The following is a 16,799-nucleotide window of genomic DNA, read 5'->3' on the forward strand; positions in this document are numbered from 1 at the left end:
GCTCCTAGGTCTTACTCGGCCGCCGGGTCTTTTTCTATCGTCTCTGTGGGGGGCCCCCCGCGGGTCTTGGCCCCCCATAACCTCGGGCGGGGGGGTGCGTGTTGGCCGGGCCGGGGCCCACCGCCCTCGGGCGTTCCGCGCCGGAAAGGCACGGGCGGAAACGATTCACCCCACGGCCGAGCGGTACTTGCGCACCGACAGCCAGGAGAACACCGCCGTGATCACCAGCGACCACAGCACCGACACCAGCGCCGCGTGCTGCATCGGCCAGGCGCCGTCCACCGGCCCGACCTGGTTGCCGAAGAGGTCCCGGCAGGCCTGCACGGTGGCGCCGCCCCTCCTCGGCCGTCCCGGCGACGCGACCGGTGAGGGTGAGGAAGACGTCGTCCAGGGTCGGGCGGCGCAGGCCGATGTCGTCGATCTCTATGCCGCGGCCGTCCAGTTCGCGGATGGCGTCGGCGAGCACCCGGGCACCACCGCTGACCGGCACGGTGATCTTCCGGGTGTTCTTCTCCACGGCGGGCTCGCCGAGCGCGTAGCCGGACAGCGCCGCGACCGCGTCCGCGACCAGGCCCGGGTCGTGCACCACGACCTCGATCCGCTCGCCGCCGATCTGCGCCTTCAGCTGGTCGGCGGTGCCCCGGGCGATCACCCGGCCGTGGTCGACCACGGCAATGTCGTGGGCGAGCCGGTCGGCCTCCTCCAGGTACTGGGTGGTGAGCAGCAGCGTGGTGCCCTGCTCGACCAGGGTCTCGATGACCTCCCAGAGCGCGAGCCGGTTGCGCGGGTCGAGGCCGGTGGTCGGCTCGTCCAGGAACATCACCGGCGGCCGGACCACCAGCGCGGCGGCGAGGTCCAGGCGGCGGCGCATGCCGCCGGAGTACGTCTTGGCGGTGCGGTCCTTGGCCTCGGTGAGGTTGAACCACTCCAGCAGCTCCAGCGCGCGGGCCTTCGCGGCGCGGGTGCTCATCTGGTAGAGCTCGCCGACCATCGTGAGGTTCTCGAAGCCGGTCAGGTACTCGTCGACCGCCGCGTACTGGCCGGACAGCCCGATCAGGCTGCGGACCCTGTTCGGATGCTTGAGCACGTCGACGCCGGCCACCACCGCGCGGCCGGAGTCGGGGCGGAGCAGGGTGGTCAGGACGCGCACGGTGGTGGTCTTGCCGGCGCCGTTCGGGCCGAGCAGCCCGAGCACCGTGCCCTCGGGGACGTCGAGGCTGACGCCGTCCAGGGCCCGGAGGTCGCCGAAGGTCTTCACCAGGTTCTCGGCTTGGATGGCTGGCGCCATGGCCCGCCTCATCTCCTCGGACGAATGTGAGCGATCTGTCCCGATCCGCCTGGATTCCAGGCATGCGGGCGACTCGGTTCCCGGCCGTCGACACAGAACGCGATGCATCGCGAGTGTGGCAACTCGCGATACATCGCGTCAAGGGGATTTAAAAGAGAGGGCTTCGAACAGGTTCCCAACCGGACAGCCCGGCCGCCTCAGCCGGGCAGCCTCAGCTGGAGACCACGTACCCCGCGTCCCGCAGCTCGCCGACCACCAGCGCGCAGTGCTCCGGCCCCTTGGTCTCCAGGTGCAGGTCCACCTCGACCTCGGTCAGCCCCAGCCGGGGGTCGATCCGCACGTGGGCGACGTCCAGCACATTGGCGTCCACCCTGGTCAGCACGCCCAGCAGGTCCGCCAGCGAACCCGGCTTGTCCGCCAGGCGCACCCGCAGCGACAGGTAGCGCCCGGCCGCCGCGAGCCCGTGCCGCAGCACCCGCTGCATCAGCTGCGGGTCGATGTTGCCGCCGGACAGCACCGCCACCACCGGGCCCCCGAAGGAGTCCGGCTGCTCCAGCAGCGCCGCGATCGGGGCCGCCCCGGCCGGCTCGACCACCAGCTTCAGCCGCTCCAGGCCGAGCAGCAGGGCCCGCGACAGCGCGTCCTCGGAGACCGTACGGATGCCGTCCGCCAGCGTGTTGACCACCTCGAACGGGATGTCCCCCGGGCGCCCGACCATGATCCCGTCGGCCATGGTGCCGAAGTGCTCCAGCGACACCGGCCGCCCGGCCGCCAGCGAGGGCGGGTACGCGGCCGCGGCCGCCGCCTGCACGCCGACCACCCTGACGTCCGGCCTCAGCGGCTTGACCGCCGCCGCGATCCCGGCCAGCAGCCCCCCGCCGCCCACCCCGACCAGGATGGTGCGCACCTCGGGGCACTGCTCCAGGATCTCCAGGCCGACGGTCGCCTGACCGGTGACGATGTCCCAGTGGTCGAAGGGGTGGATGAACACCGCGCCGGTCGCCTCCGAGTACCGCTGTGCGGCCAGCAGCGCCTCGTCCACGGTGGCGCCGTGCAGCCGCACCTCGGCGCCGTACTCGCGGGTGGCCGCGACCTTCGGCAGCGGCGCCGCGACCGGCATGAAGACGGTGGAGCGCACCCCCAGCAGCGAGGCCGCCAGCGCCACCCCCTGGGCGTGGTTCCCGGCGCTCGCCGCCACCACCCCGCCGGCCCGCTGCACCGGCGAGAGCCCCGCGATCCGCACGTACGCCCCACGCAACTTGAAGGAGCCGGTGCGCTGCAGGTTCTCGCACTTCAGGTGGACCGGCGAACCGATCAGCCCGGACAGGTGCCGGCTGCCCTCCATCGGGGTCACCCGGGCGACCCCGGCGAGCATCTTCTGGGCCCCGCGGATGTCGTCGAGGGTGAGCGGCCAGTTGTGCATGATCCCAGCGTAGGGCTCGCGACACAGCCGATCGGGGACGTCGGGGCTGTTCCCGGGTCCGCCCCGCCCGCGTACGCTGCTGCTTCTGAGACTCTCTCACCGCACGACGATCGTGAGCCGCGATGACGACGACCTCGCCCCAGGCCACCGACCGAACCGAGCCCGTGCACACCCAGCTCCAGTACCAGCTGGCGGTGTTCGCCCGCCGGATGGAACAGGTCCGAACCTCCGGCGGCGGCGTCGCCGCGCTGGACCGGGCCGCCTACCTGCTGCTCGACCGCCTGGAACGGCACGGGCCCGTGAACGTCAAGGCGCTGGCCGAGGCGCTCGGAGTGGACTCCTCCACGGTGACCCGCCAGGTCGCCCCGCTGGTCGCGGCCGGACTGGTCGGCCGGGTCCAGGACCCGGCCGACCGCCGCGCGGTACGCCTCGCGCTGACCCCGGGCGGCACCGGCCGGCTCGCCGAAGTCCGGGACGGCCGGGCCGAGTTGACCCGCCGCCTGACGGCCGACTGGCCGCCCGAGGAGCAGCAGGCGTTCTGCGCCCTGCTGGCCCGCTTCAACCACGCGATGGAGTCGTACACGGCGGACCAGCAGGGGCAGTAACCCACTCAGCCCAGCGCCTGCTTGAGGTCGGCCAGCAGGTCGTCGACCGACTCGATGCCGACCGAGACGCGCACCAGGTCGGCCGGCACCTCCAGCGGCGAACCGGCCGCCGAGGCGTGGGTCATCCGGCCCGGGTGCTCGATCAGCGACTCCACGCCGCCCAGCGACTCGCCCAGGGTGAACAGCTGCGCGCGGTTGCAGACCTCGACGGCCGCCTCCTCGCCGCCGGCGACCCGGAACGAGACCATGCCGCCGAAGGCCTTCATCTGCTTGGCGGCGATGTCGTGGCCGGGGTGCTCGGGCAGACCCGGGTAGAGCACCTGGCTGACCTTGGGGTGGCTCGCCAGCAGCTCGGCGACCTTCTCCGCGTTGGAGCTGTGCCGGTCCATCCGGACGCCCAGCGTCTTGATGCCGCGCAGCACCAGCCAGGCGTCGAACGGGCCGGAGACGGCGCCCATCGCGTTCTGGTGGTACGCGACCTCCTCGCCCAGGCCCGCCTCGGCCAGCACCAACGCACCGCCGACGACGTCCGAGTGGCCGCCCATGTACTTGGTGGTGGAGTGCACGACCGCGTCCGCGCCGAGCGCGATCGGCTGCTGCAGGTACGGGCTGGCGAAGGTGTTGTCCACCACCAGCAGCGCCCCTGCACCGTGCGCGACCTCGGCCAGCGCGGCCAGGTCGGTGATGCCCAGCAGCGGGTTGGACGGGGTCTCCACCCACACCGCGCGGGTGTTGGGGCGCAGCGCGGCCCGGACGTCGTCCAGGTTCTGGGTGTTGGCGACGGAGAACTCGACGCCCCAGCGGGTCAGCACCTTGGCGAACAGCCGGAAGGTGCCGCCGTAGGCGTCGTTGGGGATCACGATGTGGTCGCCCGGCTTGAGGATGGTGCGCAGCAGGGTGTCCTCGGCGGCCAGGCCGGAGGCGAAGGCGAGGCCGCGGGCGCCGCCCTCCAGCGCCGCGAGGCACTCCTCCAGCGCGGTGCGGGTCGGGTTGGCGCTGCGGCTGTACTCGTAGCCGCCCCGCAGGCCGCCCACCCCGTCCTGCTTGTAGGTGGACACCTGGTAGATCGGCGTGACGACGGCCCCGGTCTGGGGGTCTGCTTCCTGACCCGCGTGGATGGCGAGGGTCTCGAAGCCCTGGGGAAGCTGGTGCTCGGTCATGGCTCCGAGCCTAGTGGCCGTACACCGGCGCGCTCGCCGGAATCCGCGGACCGCCCGGTGCGTTGAATCGTGGGCAACCCTCCCTACCCCGCTGGAGCAGGCCGTGATGTTCAGCCGCGACAAGACCTCGCTCGTCCCCGCCGACCAGGCGCTGCCCGGCCGCCAGGCGCCGGCCTTCACCCTGACCGAGCCGCACACCGTGCTCGGCCACCCGCTCACCGGGCCGTACCCGGAGGGACTGGAGGTGGCCGACTTCGGGCTGGGTTGCTTCTGGGGCGCCGAGCGCACCTTCTGGCAGCTGCCCGGCGTCTGGACGACGCTGGTCGGCTACCAGGGCGGTTACACCCCGAACCCGACGTACGAGGAGGTGTGCAGCGGGCTGACCGGGCACACCGAGGCGGTCCGGGTGGTGTTCGATCCGGCCGTGGTCTCGTACGAGCGGCTGCTGAAGGCCTTCTGGGAGGCGCACGACCCGACCCAGGGCAACCGCCAGGGCAACGACGTGGGCACCCAGTACCGCTCCGCGCTCTACACCCACTCCCCCGCCCAGGCCGCCGCGGCGGCCGCCACCCGGGACGCCTTCCAGCCCGCGCTGACGGCGCTCGGTTTCGGCCCGATCACCACCGAGATCGCCCCGGCCGGCCCGTTCTACCCGGCCGAGCCGTACCACCAGCAGTACCTGTCCGAGGCCAGGAACCCCAACGGCTACTGCGGTCTCGGCGGCACCGGCGCCTCCTGCCCGATCGGCGTGACCCGCACCCGCGGCTGAGCCCCCCCACCTGGGCCCGACCGGGGCCGGCCGCTCAAGGCGACCGCTCCCGGTCCCGGCCGCAGACTGGAATGGCCAGCAGGGCCGGCCCGGCCACTCGCTGGTGGCCGGGCCGCCCTCGTGGAGAGGAGTACGCCATGTCCGGTCTGGTCCGCAGGAACTTCGACGATCCCGAGGAAGTCCGCCTGTTCCAGGAGGGCATGGGGGAGCTGCGCCTGGTCAACCTGGACGCCGGCCCGGTCGGCAGGGCCGTGTTCCAGCCGGGGTGGCAGTGGTCCAAGCACGTGAAACCGATCGCCAGGACCGACAGCTGCCAGGCCGCCCACCTGGGATACGTGATCTCCGGCCGGATGCGGATCGTCATGGACGACGGCCAGCAGACCGATTTCGGCCCCGGCGACTTCATGGTCTGCCCGCCCGGCCACGACGCCTGGATCCTGGGCGACGAGCCGTGCGTGATCGTCGACTGGCAGGGCTTCGCTGACTACGCGAAGCGGTGATCGGACCGGGTCACAGCCGGGCCGGAGCCTTCTCGTCGGAGCCGTCGGCGGTGGTGCCGGGGTTCTCCGCCAGCAGCTTGCCGTCGGCGTCGTACGCCCCGATCGCGGGGCTGGTCGGCCGCCGGTGCGCGGCCGCGTCGAAGGCCGGCAGCGGCGGCAGGATCACGTAGTAGCCGGTCCACCCCTTCATCCCGGTGGTGGTGACCAGGGTGGCGACGGTCGGTTTGCCGTTGAGGAAGGCCACGATCCTGGACGGGGTCGGCCCCAGGTAGAAGCTGGCCACGACGGTGCGGTCCCGGTTGCCGCTCGTCTGGGCGTAGACGCTGGGCTTATCGTGCTCCAGGTTGTCGCTGCGCACGTCCCGGCACCCGAAGGAGGTGTGCCAGCTGCCGTCGGGCTCACGGGATTCGTCGCAGCGTTGGTTCGCGGTGAACCAGATCCGGAGGTCGTCGGTGACTGGGATCTTCTCCCCGACCTCGACCCGCCGCACCGGCGAGAGCGGCAGCGCGGACGCCGTCGGGGTCGGGGTCGCGGTCGGGGCGGCCTCCGGCACCAGGGCGGTCGCCGCCGCCGAGGGCGCCATCGCCGCCCCCGTCTCACCCGCGACGTCCCCGCCGTGCCGGGCGCCGCCCGCCGTCACCGCCGTCACCCCGCAGACCAGCGCCACCGCCAGGGCGGCCGCCCCGGCCCCCACCCGGCGCCGGGCTCGGCGCCGCCGGGCTCCGGCGATGACCTCCGCCGGCTGCGGCCCGGGCGCCAACGGGTCCTCGTCCTTGAGCAGCTCTCCGAGTCTGTCCTCGAAGCTCATACCGTCACCTCGATGTCCGTCGTGGGACCCGCCGCTCCGCCGGTGCGGTCGGCGAGTTCGGGGAGTGCGCGCAGCTTCGACAGCGCCCGGTGCAGGGTGCTCTTCACCGTGCCGGGGGCGATACCCAGTTCGGCCGCGATGGCGGCCTCGGAGAGGTCCCCGTAGTACCGCAGCACGACGACCGTCCGCTCCCGGCGGGTGAGCGCGCCCAACGCCTGCTGCACCAGCGCCCGTTGGGCCTGCAGCTCGGCGAGGTCCTCCGCCAGCGGCCGGTCCGGGGTGTGGTCGGTGGGCAGCTCCCGGTTGCGCAGCCGGCGCCACCAGTCGCGGTGCTGGTTGACCACGATCCGGCGGACGTACGCGGTGGGGTCGTCTCCGGTGATCCGGTGCCAGTGCAGGTAGGCGCGTTCCAGCGCGGACTGCACGATGTCCTTGGCCCGCTCCGGGTCGCCGGTCAACAACTCGGCCAGCCTCAACAGTTGGCGGCCGCTCCCGGCGACGAACGCGCTGAACTCGGCGTCCCGTCGCTGTCTCTGCTCGCGTTTCACACCCACCTGACTCCTCGGGCGGACCGCGAGGTTCGGTCCGCCCGGGAAGTTTCTTCAGGCATGGGTCAGACGGCGCTGCCGGCCTTCCAGTCGGCCCAGCTCAGGTTCCAGCCGTTCAGGCCGTTGTCCGGGGCGACGGTCTTGTCGCCGGAGTTCACGACCTCGACCACGTCGCCGACCATCGAGGACTTGTAGAACTTGAAGCCGTCCGTGCTGCTGTCCTGCGCGCCCTTGGCGTCCTGCAGGCCGACGCAGCCGTGGCTGGTGTTCTGGCCGCCGAAGATCGACGGCGAGGACCAGTAGTTGCCGTGGACGAAGGTGCCCGAGGTGGTGAGGCGCTGGGCGTGCGGCACGTCGGCGATGTCGTACTCGCTGCCCAGGTTGACGGTCTGCGAGTTCATCCGGGTCTGGGTGAACTGCTCGGAGATGACCATCTTGCCGCCCCAGGTGGTGTGCTCGGGGGCGCCGCCGGAGATCTTGTAGACGGCGCTGACCTGGCCGTCCGTGGTGACGGTGAGCTTCTTGGTGGCGAGGTCGGCGACGCTGGTCTGGGCGCGGCCGATGGTGAAGCCCACGTCCTTGGACTGGGTGCCGAACACGCCCTTCGCACCCTCGACGTCCTTGAGCCGGAGCTTGAGGGTGACCTTGGTGCCCTTGGCCCAGTACTCCTGCGGCCGGAAGTCGAGCCGGGTGCTGGAGAACCAGTGCCCGACGATCTCGACGCCCGGCTCCGCTATCACGGTGATCGCCTGCTGGACGGCCTTGCGGTCGGTGATCGGCTTGCTGAAGTTGATCGAGACCGGCATGCCGACGCCGACGGTCGAGCCGTCCTCGGGGGTGAAGTAGCCGACGAAGGTGTTGGCCGGGGTCGCCGTGGTGAAGGTCGCGTTGGCGTCCGCCTCCAGCTTGTCCTTGTCGAGGGCGGTGGCGGTGACGGAGTACTTGGTACCGCTGGCCGGAGCCGCGGCCGAGGTCCAGCTGGTGTTGTCCGAGGAGAGCTGGCCGGCCAGCTCCTTGCCGGTGGAGTCGGTGACCTTGACGGTGCCCAGGGTGCCGTTGGCGACGGTCACCTTGACCGGGTCGCTGAAGCTGGCGCCGGTGGCGCCGTCCGCCGGGCTGACGGTGATGACGGCGGCCGAGGTCTTCGGGGTGCCGCTCCCGCCGCCCTGGCCCGGGGTGCCGCTGGCTCCGGAGCCGCCGGATCCACCGCTGCCCCCGCTGCCCCCGCTGCCGCCGCCGCTGTTGTCGTTGCAGGCCGCCAGCAGCAGCACCGGAGCCCCGATCAGGCCCGCGAGCACTCCGCGTCGACTCCAGTTCCCTCCGGCCACCCGCCCCTGACCGTCCTGTGCCGTCACGTCGCGTCTCCCTGCTGATCATCCCGGGCATTTACGGATACAGAAACGCAATCCACCCGTTCACGGTTCCATCACCGAAGGGTAAGTGATCGTATGAGATGACCCAACTTCCCGGCGAACATGGACAAAACGCCCAGTCCGCCGAAGCGGACCGGGCGTTCACGAGCGGCCACAGTACGAGCGGCCACGGTACGGACGGCCGTTACTCGGCCGACTCGTCCACGGTGTACTCGTCCCACTCCTCGCTCTCGGGGTCGAACTCGGTCTGCGCCGACTCCCAGGTCGCCGAGGCGAGCTCGACGCCCGGAACGTCCCCGAGCAGCGCGACGGGGTCGATGAAGTGGGCGAGCGAACCCGACGGGTCCACCTCGATGGCCTCGACGGACTGGGCCCGCTCCTCGTCGTCGAGGTACTCGTCCTCGGCGACCCGCTTCAGGGCGGCCGCCTTGAGCGCGCCCTCGTCGGTGATCTCCGCGATCAGCTCGATCTTGAGCTTGACGTAACGCGGGGCGTCCTGGTCGGTCGTTTCAGTGCTGGTCATGCGTGCGAGCGTACGGGACGACGGAGCGACGGGCCGCCGGGGCGCACGCGAGGCCGGGGCGCACGGGAAGGGCCGGCCCCTCGGAGAAGGACCGGCCCCACCGTCTCTCCGCATCGGCTCCCCCACCCGGGAGCCGCGGAGACGCGCCGTACGGCGCGGTGTGTGCCGCGGGAGCCGCCGCACCCTGTCGACCGGCCGGAGCCGGACAGGGGCGGGACGACGGCGCCTCCCGCGGAGGCCCCTCCCTCCGATGCCGGTCGGGGAGGGCGGACACGACGGGCCGGGTCAGGACCGTCCGACGTGTCCGGAGCCGACCGCGTCCACCGGGGAGCCGCTCCCGGTGGGCCGCCGCCGTCTCGCTCGGCGTCTTGCCGTTGACCACCACGATGCCGGAGCGTTGTTAACCACGTGCTGCGGGCAGGTGACGCCGGTGTACCACTTCGCCCGTGGACGAACCCACCGGATCCGTGCGCGGGCGAAGCGGGGTGACCGAGCGTCAGTGGGCGGTGCCGCGGGTGGTCAGGAAGCTCAGCAGGTCCTGGCGGGTGACGATGCCCTGCGGCTTGCCCTCCACCAGCACGACCGCCGCGTCGGCCTTCTCCAGCACGGTCATCAGGTTGGTGACGGTCTCACCGGAGCCGACCACCGGCAGCGGCTTGGACATCACCTTGTCCAGGGTGTCGGTGAGCTCGATCTCCTTCGCGAAGATGCCCTCCAGCAGCAGCTTCTCCACCACCGAGCCGATCACCTCGCCGGCCATGATGTCCGGGTGCCCGGCGCCCGGGGAGACCACCGGCATCTGCGAGACGCCGTACTCGCGCAGCACCCGGACCGCCTCGGCGACCGTCTCGTTCGGGTGCATGTGGACGAACTGCGGGATGCCGCCCTGCTCGATGGCCTCCTTGCGGCCCAGCACCTCGCCGATGTGGGCCTCGTCGGTGGCCGAGGGCAGGAAGCCGTAGTCGGCCATCCAGTCGTCGTTGAAGATCTTCGACAGGTAGCCGCGGCCGCCGTCCGGCAGCAGCACCACCACGACGTCGTCCGGCCCGAGCCCGCGGGCCACCTCCAGCGCGGCCACCACGGCCATGCCGCAGGAGCCGCCGACCAGCAGGCCCTCCTCCTTGGCCAGGCGGCGGGTCATCTGGAACGAGTCCTTGTCGGAGACGGCGACGATCTCGTCCGCGACGTCGCGGTCGTAGGCCGTCGGCCAGAAGTCCTCACCGACGCCCTCGACCAGGTACGGACGGCCCGTGCCGCCCGAGTAGACCGAGCCCTCCGGGTCGGCGCCGATGACCTTGACCTTGCCGCCGGAGACCTCCTTCAGGTAGTTGCCGGTGCCGGAGATGGTGCCGCCGGTGCCGACGCCCGCCACGAAGTGGGTGATCTTCCCGTCGGTCTGCTCCCACAGCTCCGGGCCGGTGGAGTGGTAGTGCGAGGCCGGGTTGTCCGGGTTGGAGTACTGGTCCGGCTTCCAGGCGTTCGGGGTCTCGCGGACGAGGCGGTCGGAGACGTTGTAGTAGGAGTCCGGGTGCTCCGGGGCGACGGCGGTCGGACAGACGACCACCTCGGCGCCGTACGCGCGCAGGGTGTTGATCTTGTCGGTGGACACCTTGTCAGGGCAGACGAAGATGCACTTGTAGCCCTTCTGCTGGGCCACGATCGCCAGACCGACACCGGTGTTGCCCGAGGTCGGCTCCACGATCGTGCCGCCCGGCTTGAGTGCGCCCGAGGCCTCGGCGGCCTCGATCATGCGCATCGCGATGCGGTCCTTCACCGAGCCGCCGGGGTTGAAGTACTCGACCTTCGCCAGCACTGTCGCGCTGATGCCCTCGGTGACCTTGTTCAGCTTGACCAGCGGCGTGTTGCCGACCAGGTCGATGATCGAGTTGTGGTACCGCACGGGGGTCCTCCCGGTCTATGGGCATGCGAGTGCTTTCGGTAAGGCAAAGCCTAGGGCGTGGGCGCCGCCCCGGGGCTCCCCTCCGGCGCACCTCCCCCAATGGCCCACCCCCGCCGCCACCTCCGGTACTGCCGCCCCCCATCCGGGTAAGACCGCTGTGCAGACGATGCGCGTCCCCCGGGGGGCGGCACGAGGACGCGAAGGGGGCACCGGATGCCAGGCGCACGGGACTCGCGGGCTCGGGTGGCCCGCCGGATCGCCACCGCGGCGGCGTACGGCGGCGGCGGGCTCGGCCTGCTGGGGGTGGGCCTGGTCGGCCTGCTGCTGACCGAGAGCAAACTCGCCATCCAGGCCATCGGCATCCTGGAGACCGTCCCGCCCAAGGCCGACGGCGTCTACGGCGAGGCCTTCGCCGACCGCTCCGCCGCCCCGCAGCCGCCGCTGGTGCTGGCCGTCCTCGGCGACTCCACCGGCGCCGGCCTCGGCGTGGCCCGCGCCCGCGAGACCCCGGGCGCGCTGCTGGCGGCGGGCCTGGCCTCGGTGGCCGAGCGCCCGGTGCGGCTGGTCAACGTGGCCCGCTCCGGCGGCCGCTCCGCCGACCTCTCCGGCCAGCTGGAACAGGCACTGCCGCACCGCCCCGACGTCGCCGTGATCATGATCGGCGCCAATGACGTGACCCGGCACAGCCCGGCCCAGGTCGCCGTCCGCCAGCTCGGCGAGGCCGTCGCCGCCCTGCGCGCCAACGGCTGCGAGGTGGTGGTGGGCACCTGCCCGGACCTCGGGACGATCAAGCCGGTGCACCCGCCGCTGCGCTGGGTGGCGCGGCGGCTGAGCCGCCAGCTGGCCGCCGCGCAGACCATCGCGGTGGTGGAGGCGGGCGGCCGCACCGTCTCGCTCGGCTCGCTGCTGGGCCCGGAGTTCGCCGCCCGCCCGGAGATGTTCGCCGCCGACCGCTACCACCCCTCCGCCCAGGGTTACGCCACCGCCTCGATGGCCGTCCTGCCCTCGGTCTGCGCGACGCTCGGCCTGTGGCCGGAGGAGGAGCGCCCGAGCGCTCCGGTCCCGGGCGGGACGGTGCTGCCGGTCGCGGTGGCCGCCGCGACGGCCGCCGGACGGGCGGGCACCGAGGTGGCGGCCGTGGAGGCGGAGGGCGCGGGCCGGCGCTGGGCCTTGTTGAGGCATCGGCTGCGGATCGGCCTGCCGGGCCCGGAGGGTGGGAAAGAAGCTGGTGGGGATCCCGATGAGGGTCCCGACACGGATCCCGACACGGACCCCGGGAACACGTCGGCCAGCTCACACGCTGGAGCCGGTGACGCCTGAATGACTAAGCGGTAGCTTACCTCCCGGACCGCCAGTCCGTCGTCACTCAGCGAGGAGCCCGTCATGCCCGAAGCCGTCATCGTCAGCGCCGCCCGTTCGCCGATCGGCCGGGCCTTCAAGGGCTCGCTCAAGGATGTCCGCCCGGACGACCTGACCGCCCACATCATCCAGGCCGCCCTGGCCAAGGTCACGCAGCTCGACCCGCGCGAGATCGACGACCTGATGCTCGGCTGCGGTCTGCCGGGCGGCGAGCAGGGCCACAACCTGGCCCGCATCGTGGCCGTGCAGATGGGCATGGACTACCTGCCCGGCGCCACCATCACCCGGTACTGCTCCTCCTCGCTGCAGACCACGCGGATGGCACTGCACGCGATCAAGGCCGGCGAGGGCGACGTCTTCATCTCGGCCGGCGTCGAGACCGTCTCACGCAGCGTCAAGGGCACCTCCGACGGCCTGCCGGGCACCATGAACCCGATCTTCGACGAGGCCCAGGCCCGCACCAAGAAGCGCGCCGAGGAGGGCGGCGGGGAGTGGCACGACCCGCGCGAGGACGGCCTGCTGCCGGACGCCTACATCGCGATGGGCCAGACCGCCGAGAACCTGGCCGCGCTCAAGGGCATCACCCGCGCCGAGCAGGACGAGTTCGGCGTCCGCTCGCAGAACCTCGCCGAGGCAGCGATCAAGGCCGGCTTCTGGGAGCGCGAGATCACCCCGGTCACGCTCCCGGACGGCACCGTGGTGAGCACGGACGACGGCCCGCGCGCCGGCGTCACCCTGGAGGGCGTGTCCGGCCTGAAGCCGGTGTTCCGCCCCGACGGCACCGTCACCGCCGGCAACTGCTGCCCGCTCAACGACGGCGCCGCCGCGCTGGTCATCATGTCCGACACCAAGGCCCGCGAGCTCGGCATCACCCCGCTCGCCCGGGTGGTCTCCACCGGCGTCAGCGGACTCTCCCCCGAGATCATGGGCTACGGCCCGGTCGAGGCCTCCAAGCAGGCGCTCAAGCGGGCCGGCCTGACCATCGGTGACATCGACCTGGTCGAGATCAACGAGGCCTTCGCCGCCCAGGTGATCCCCTCCTACCGCGACCTCGGCATCGACCTGGACAAGCTGAACGTCAACGGCGGCGCCATCGCGGTCGGCCACCCCTTCGGCATGACCGGCGCCCGGATCACCACCACGCTGATCAACTCCCTGCAGTGGCACGACAAGCAGTTCGGCCTGGAGACCATGTGCGTCGGCGGCGGCCAGGGCATGGCCATGGTCATCGAGCGCCTGAGCTGACCCCGCCGAACCACTCCGAACGGTCTGGACCACCCGTTTGGAGTGACGTAGCGTAATTGAGGGCCGGATCACACCGCGAGGTCGATCCGGCCCTCCTCCCGTTCGCCTCCGGCCCGGAGATCGACACTGCGGAGTGGATCAACTCCACTGCGTAGAACGGTGTTACCTAACAATTTGGGGACAAGGCCGAAAGTCTCGGACGAATTAGACATTCGCCACTGCGGTAACAGCACCGCATGCGGCAGTGTGGACACGTAACCCCGTTCCGCTCCTCGCTAGGAGTACGTTCCGTGAGCGCCGTCTACACCATCCTGCTGCTGGTCCTGATCGCCGTGTCGACCGCCGCGCTGCTCCACCTCCGGGGACTCTCCCGCCGACTGGACGCGCAGGCCGCGCCCGCACCGGTCGACGAGGCCGCGATACGCCGGGCCGTCACCGAGGCGCTCGCCGCCGACCGCGAGCGGGAGATCACCGAGGCCCGGGCGTTCTGGGCCGAGCAGGAGGCCCGCGCGGCCGAGGACGCGCCACTGTTCGACTCCCCCTTCAGCGGGGTATTGGCCGGCACCGAGGAGTGGCCGCTGTTCTTCCCCCGCCCCACCGGCCCGCAGGACGCCGCCGACAACGCCGGGACGATGGACCCGGAGTTCGGCGAGGCGCTGCGCTCCGCGCTGGAGGACCTGATCAACGAGGGCGGCACCGGCCCGGCCGAGCCCGGCACCGAGGGCGGCGCACCGCTGCGCCCCGGCCACCCGGTCGGCGAGGCCGCCAAGGACGCCCGGGCCCGCCGCGAGGCCGACCTGCTGGCCACCGGCCTGGAGGCCGGGCTGCTGGACACCGAGCCGGCCGTGGCGGACGCCCCGGTCGCCGCGCCCGACCCGCGCCGCCACCCCTCGCACCCCGACTTCGTGCCGAGCCAGGCGCCGTCCCGCGAGTGGACCGACACCCGGCTGGCCGCCCTCGCCGAGGAGGCCGTCGCCCTGGTCGACGTCCGCCCGGGCCCGCTGGGCACCCTGGACGTGTACGCCTTCGCCGACGGCACCACGCTGTGCGTGGCCCCGGGCGACCGGGAGGCCGCCTACCGGCTGATCGACGCGGTCCGCGCCGGTGAGCACGTCCGGCTGCTCGGCGGCTCGCGCTTCTCCGGCTCGTACTCGCTGACCTTCTCCACCGACGAGGAGGCCGTCTACGTGCTCGCCGACCGGGTGGTCGCCAGCATCTGACGCCACCTCGGCCGCACGACGCGCCCGTACCGGCTCAGACGCAGAGTTCGGCGGTCTCCCGCACCGCGGCCACCGCCCCGGCCAGTACCTCGCCCACGGTGGCCGGCCCCTCCGGCAGCGCCACCACGGTGCCTCCGGGCAGTGCCGCGAGCGCGGCCGCCAGGTCGTGCCCGGCGACGGCCAGCTGGTCCCCCACCGCGAAGGCCCCGGCGTCCGGGAACTCCCGCTGCGGCCCGCCCTCCGCCGCCAGCGCCAGCGCGGCCAGCCGCCGGGCCAACGCCAGCACGGCCGCCGCCCGCGAGGAGTACCCGGGCACGGCGCCCAGCAGCTTGCTCTGCGGCAGCGAGCGGAAACGATCCGCCAGTTTGTCGACGGCTTCGACCAGGGGCTGTACGTCATGCATGCGGTCGAGCCTAGAACAGCGGAAAGCCGCCGGGCCCCGGAGCGGTTCGCTCCGGGGCCCGGCGGCAGTGGTACGGCGGGGACTGGGCGTCAGTCGTCGCCGCGCAGGCTCGCGATGAGGCGCAGCATCTCGAAGTAGATCCACACCAGCGAGAAAGTGAGCCCGAAGGCGGCGCGCCAGGCCTCCTCCTGCCGGGCACCCCGGGCGATCGCCTCCTCGACCTCGTTGAGGTCCAGCGTCAGGTAGAACGCGCCGATGGCGATGCCGAGCAGGCCGATGCCGACGCCCAGCGGACCTCCCCAGGTGTTGAGGCCGCCGCCGAACGCCCAGGCGATGCAGTTGATCAGCAGCAGCGCCGAAAAGCCCAGGCCGATCGCGAGGCCGATCCGGCGGTACTTCGAGCTGACCCGGAGCCGACCGCTCTTGTAGACGTAGAGCGTCGCACCGAAGACCACCGCCGTGCCCAGCACCGCCTGGATCGCGATGCCGGACCAGATGGTGTTGAGGGCGTGGGTGACCGCACCCAGCGCGAAGCCCTGGAACGCCGCGTAGGCCAGGACCAGGGCGGGGCTGATCTTCTCCCGGAACTGGACGACCAGACCGACGATCGCGGCGATCAACGAGGCGCCGACCGCGAAGCCGAAGTTCTCGAACGGCAGCGTGAACCAGGCCACCGCACCGGCCGCGACCACGGTCAGCAGCGTCATGGCGGTACGGGCGACCACGTCGTCGAGCGTCATCCGCCCGGTGGCCGTCGGGCCGGCCGACGGCCCGTTGTACATCTGGTACAGCTGCTCGTCCGTCAGCGGGCCCTGCCCCTGCGGCTGGGCGTAGGGGGTGCCCGCATAGGGGTTGCCGTACTGGCTCCCGGCCTGCGAGGTGGTACCGAACCCCGCGTAGCCGGGCTCGCGGGTGAAGGACCCCTCCCGCGAGAAGACCGGGTTGCTGCTTCTCATTGCTCATTCCCTCCGTGGCGGCACTGCACCGCCCGCGCACCAGGGTAATGGCTTGGCAAAGGATTCGGGATACGCCGCGAGGAGGATACGGTGAACGACTCCCGACGGGGACGCCGACGGCGCCCCCGCGGGTCGAGTGGTGCCCGGAGCCGGACTCGAACCGGCACGGCCTCGCGGCCAAGCAGTTTTAAGCTGCCCGTGTCTGCGTTCCACCATCCGGGCGTCCCGCGAAAGCACCCCTGAGCCTAGTCGCCCGGCTCGCCCTTTCGCATGTTCCCAGCCCGGGAAGTTGTCATGTTTCCTTGCCATCTGACGAACTGTTCGGGATTTCGGCCACGAAGCACGGTGATTCCGGCCATCGGGCCTCTCTCAGGGTTGCCCTCATACCGCAGGAGGAGGACCAGCCCCGCCCGTACGCCCGCCGGTGGTAGAGCCAACCCTTCGGCGGAGCGACGCCAGACCATGATCACGTCGCGGAGCATGGAGGTACACGTCAGCCGGCCAGCAAGGAGTACCCCCCGTGACCACGTCGACCGCAACCGCCGTCCGCACCGCGGCCGCCCGCGCCACCGGCCTGAACAAGGTCTACGGGGAGGGGGAGACCCGCGTCGTCGCCCTCGACAACGTCAGCGTCGTGTTCCCCCAGGGCGAGTTCACCGCCATCATGGGCCCCTCCGGCTCCGGCAAGTCGACCCTGATGCACTGCATGGCCGGCCTCG

Annotated in this window: 16 protein-coding genes, 1 tRNA gene and 1 pseudogene; 7 read left to right on the top strand and 11 right to left on the bottom strand. The window is 72.1% G+C overall.

The features are described from left to right. Positions 1-337 precede the first annotated feature (337 nt). Both ACFVWU_RS40725 and ilvA read right to left on the bottom strand, forming a co-directional pair. Positions 338-1,288, bottom strand: a pseudogene (locus ACFVWU_RS40725) (ATP-binding cassette domain-containing protein); the annotation flags it as partial. Positions 1,289-1,499: 211 nt separating this feature from the next. Then, a complete protein-coding gene (gene ilvA, locus ACFVWU_RS40730; RefSeq protein WP_387630774.1) occupies positions 1,500-2,711 on the bottom strand; it encodes a threonine ammonia-lyase in 1,212 nt (403 codons plus the stop codon). 122 nt (positions 2,712-2,833) lie between these two features. Here ilvA and ACFVWU_RS40735 point away from each other — a divergent pair, with 122 nt between their 5' ends. Further along, on the top strand, positions 2,834-3,316 hold the full coding sequence (locus ACFVWU_RS40735; protein ID WP_387630776.1) for a MarR family winged helix-turn-helix transcriptional regulator: 483 nt from the start codon (positions 2,834-2,836) through the stop codon (positions 3,314-3,316). 5 nt (positions 3,317-3,321) lie between these two features. On the opposite strand, the gene ACFVWU_RS40740 is transcribed toward ACFVWU_RS40735, so the two are convergent. Then, complete coding sequence (locus ACFVWU_RS40740; RefSeq protein WP_380612138.1) at positions 3,322-4,476, bottom strand: cystathionine gamma-synthase; 1,155 nt, start codon at positions 4,474-4,476, stop codon at positions 3,322-3,324. A 106-nt stretch (positions 4,477-4,582) separates the two neighbouring features. Here ACFVWU_RS40740 and msrA point away from each other — a divergent pair, with 106 nt between their 5' ends. Together msrA and ACFVWU_RS40750 are read left to right on the top strand one after the other, a co-directional pair. Further along, the gene (gene msrA, locus ACFVWU_RS40745; protein WP_387630804.1) at positions 4,583-5,245 is read left to right on the top strand and encodes a peptide-methionine (S)-S-oxide reductase MsrA; all 663 of its coding nucleotides are present in this window, start codon (positions 4,583-4,585) and stop codon (positions 5,243-5,245) included. 137 nt (positions 5,246-5,382) lie between these two features. Beyond that, positions 5,383-5,745, top strand: a complete 363-nt coding sequence (locus tag ACFVWU_RS40750) for a cupin domain-containing protein (RefSeq protein ID WP_387630778.1) — start codon at positions 5,383-5,385, stop codon at positions 5,743-5,745. Between the two features lie 10 nt (positions 5,746-5,755). Here the strand turns inward: ACFVWU_RS40750 and ACFVWU_RS40755 are convergent, their stop codons facing one another. The 5 genes from ACFVWU_RS40755 to ACFVWU_RS40775 all read right to left on the bottom strand — a co-directional run bounded on the left by ACFVWU_RS40755 (position 5,756) and on the right by ACFVWU_RS40775 (position 10,897). Further along, positions 5,756-6,553: a hypothetical protein gene (locus ACFVWU_RS40755; protein ID WP_387630780.1), complete on the bottom strand. Its 798-nt coding sequence runs from the start codon at positions 6,551-6,553 to the stop codon at positions 5,756-5,758. Next, complete coding sequence (locus ACFVWU_RS40760) at positions 6,550-7,101, bottom strand: SigE family RNA polymerase sigma factor (RefSeq protein WP_387630782.1); 552 nt, start codon at positions 7,099-7,101, stop codon at positions 6,550-6,552. The genes ACFVWU_RS40755 and ACFVWU_RS40760 overlap by 4 nt, the downstream gene beginning before the upstream one ends. A 65-nt stretch (positions 7,102-7,166) precedes the next feature. Continuing rightward, positions 7,167-8,456: an Ig-like domain-containing protein gene (locus ACFVWU_RS40765; RefSeq protein ID WP_387630784.1), complete on the bottom strand. Its 1,290-nt coding sequence runs from the start codon at positions 8,454-8,456 to the stop codon at positions 7,167-7,169. A 202-nt stretch (positions 8,457-8,658) separates the two neighbouring features. After that, positions 8,659-8,997 (bottom strand): hypothetical protein, encoded by a 339-nt coding sequence (locus ACFVWU_RS40770; RefSeq protein ID WP_387630787.1) that lies wholly within the window; start codon positions 8,995-8,997, stop codon positions 8,659-8,661. A 496-nt stretch (positions 8,998-9,493) separates the two neighbouring features. After that, positions 9,494-10,897, bottom strand: a complete 1,404-nt coding sequence (locus ACFVWU_RS40775; protein ID WP_387630789.1) for a cystathionine beta-synthase — start codon at positions 10,895-10,897, stop codon at positions 9,494-9,496. A gap of 213 nt (positions 10,898-11,110) precedes the next feature. Between ACFVWU_RS40775 and ACFVWU_RS40780 the strand changes: the two genes are divergently transcribed. The 3 genes from ACFVWU_RS40780 to ACFVWU_RS40790 all read left to right on the top strand — a co-directional run bounded on the left by ACFVWU_RS40780 (position 11,111) and on the right by ACFVWU_RS40790 (position 14,721). Then, the gene (locus ACFVWU_RS40780) at positions 11,111-12,217 is read left to right on the top strand and encodes an SGNH/GDSL hydrolase family protein (RefSeq protein WP_387630790.1); all 1,107 of its coding nucleotides are present in this window, start codon (positions 11,111-11,113) and stop codon (positions 12,215-12,217) included. Between the two features lie 63 nt (positions 12,218-12,280). Next, positions 12,281-13,501: an acetyl-CoA C-acetyltransferase gene (locus ACFVWU_RS40785; RefSeq protein ID WP_387630793.1), complete on the top strand. Its 1,221-nt coding sequence runs from the start codon at positions 12,281-12,283 to the stop codon at positions 13,499-13,501. 290 nt (positions 13,502-13,791) lie between these two features. Then, the gene (locus tag ACFVWU_RS40790) at positions 13,792-14,721 is read left to right on the top strand and encodes a hypothetical protein (protein ID WP_387630795.1); all 930 of its coding nucleotides are present in this window, start codon (positions 13,792-13,794) and stop codon (positions 14,719-14,721) included. Positions 14,722-14,755: 34 nt separating this feature from the next. Here ACFVWU_RS40790 and ACFVWU_RS40795 read toward each other — a convergent pair whose 3' ends face one another. The 3 genes from ACFVWU_RS40795 to ACFVWU_RS40805 all read right to left on the bottom strand — a co-directional run bounded on the left by ACFVWU_RS40795 (position 14,756) and on the right by ACFVWU_RS40805 (position 16,302). Next, positions 14,756-15,124, bottom strand: a complete 369-nt coding sequence (locus tag ACFVWU_RS40795) for a hypothetical protein (RefSeq protein WP_387630798.1) — start codon at positions 15,122-15,124, stop codon at positions 14,756-14,758. 89 nt (positions 15,125-15,213) lie between these two features. Further along, positions 15,214-16,080, bottom strand: a complete 867-nt coding sequence (locus ACFVWU_RS40800; protein WP_387630799.1) for a Bax inhibitor-1/YccA family protein — start codon at positions 16,078-16,080, stop codon at positions 15,214-15,216. Between the two features lie 137 nt (positions 16,081-16,217). Beyond that, positions 16,218-16,302, bottom strand: a tRNA-Leu gene (locus ACFVWU_RS40805). 298 nt (positions 16,303-16,600) lie between these two features. Between ACFVWU_RS40805 and ACFVWU_RS40810 the strand changes: the two genes are divergently transcribed. Beyond that, on the top strand, positions 16,601-16,799 hold a 199-nt coding region (locus tag ACFVWU_RS40810), incomplete at its 3' end, for an ATP-binding cassette domain-containing protein (protein ID WP_387630801.1).

Origin of the sequence: Kitasatospora sp. NPDC058190 (assembly GCF_042883685.1) — a bacterium.
GTDB lineage: Bacteria > Actinomycetota > Actinomycetes > Streptomycetales > Streptomycetaceae > Kitasatospora.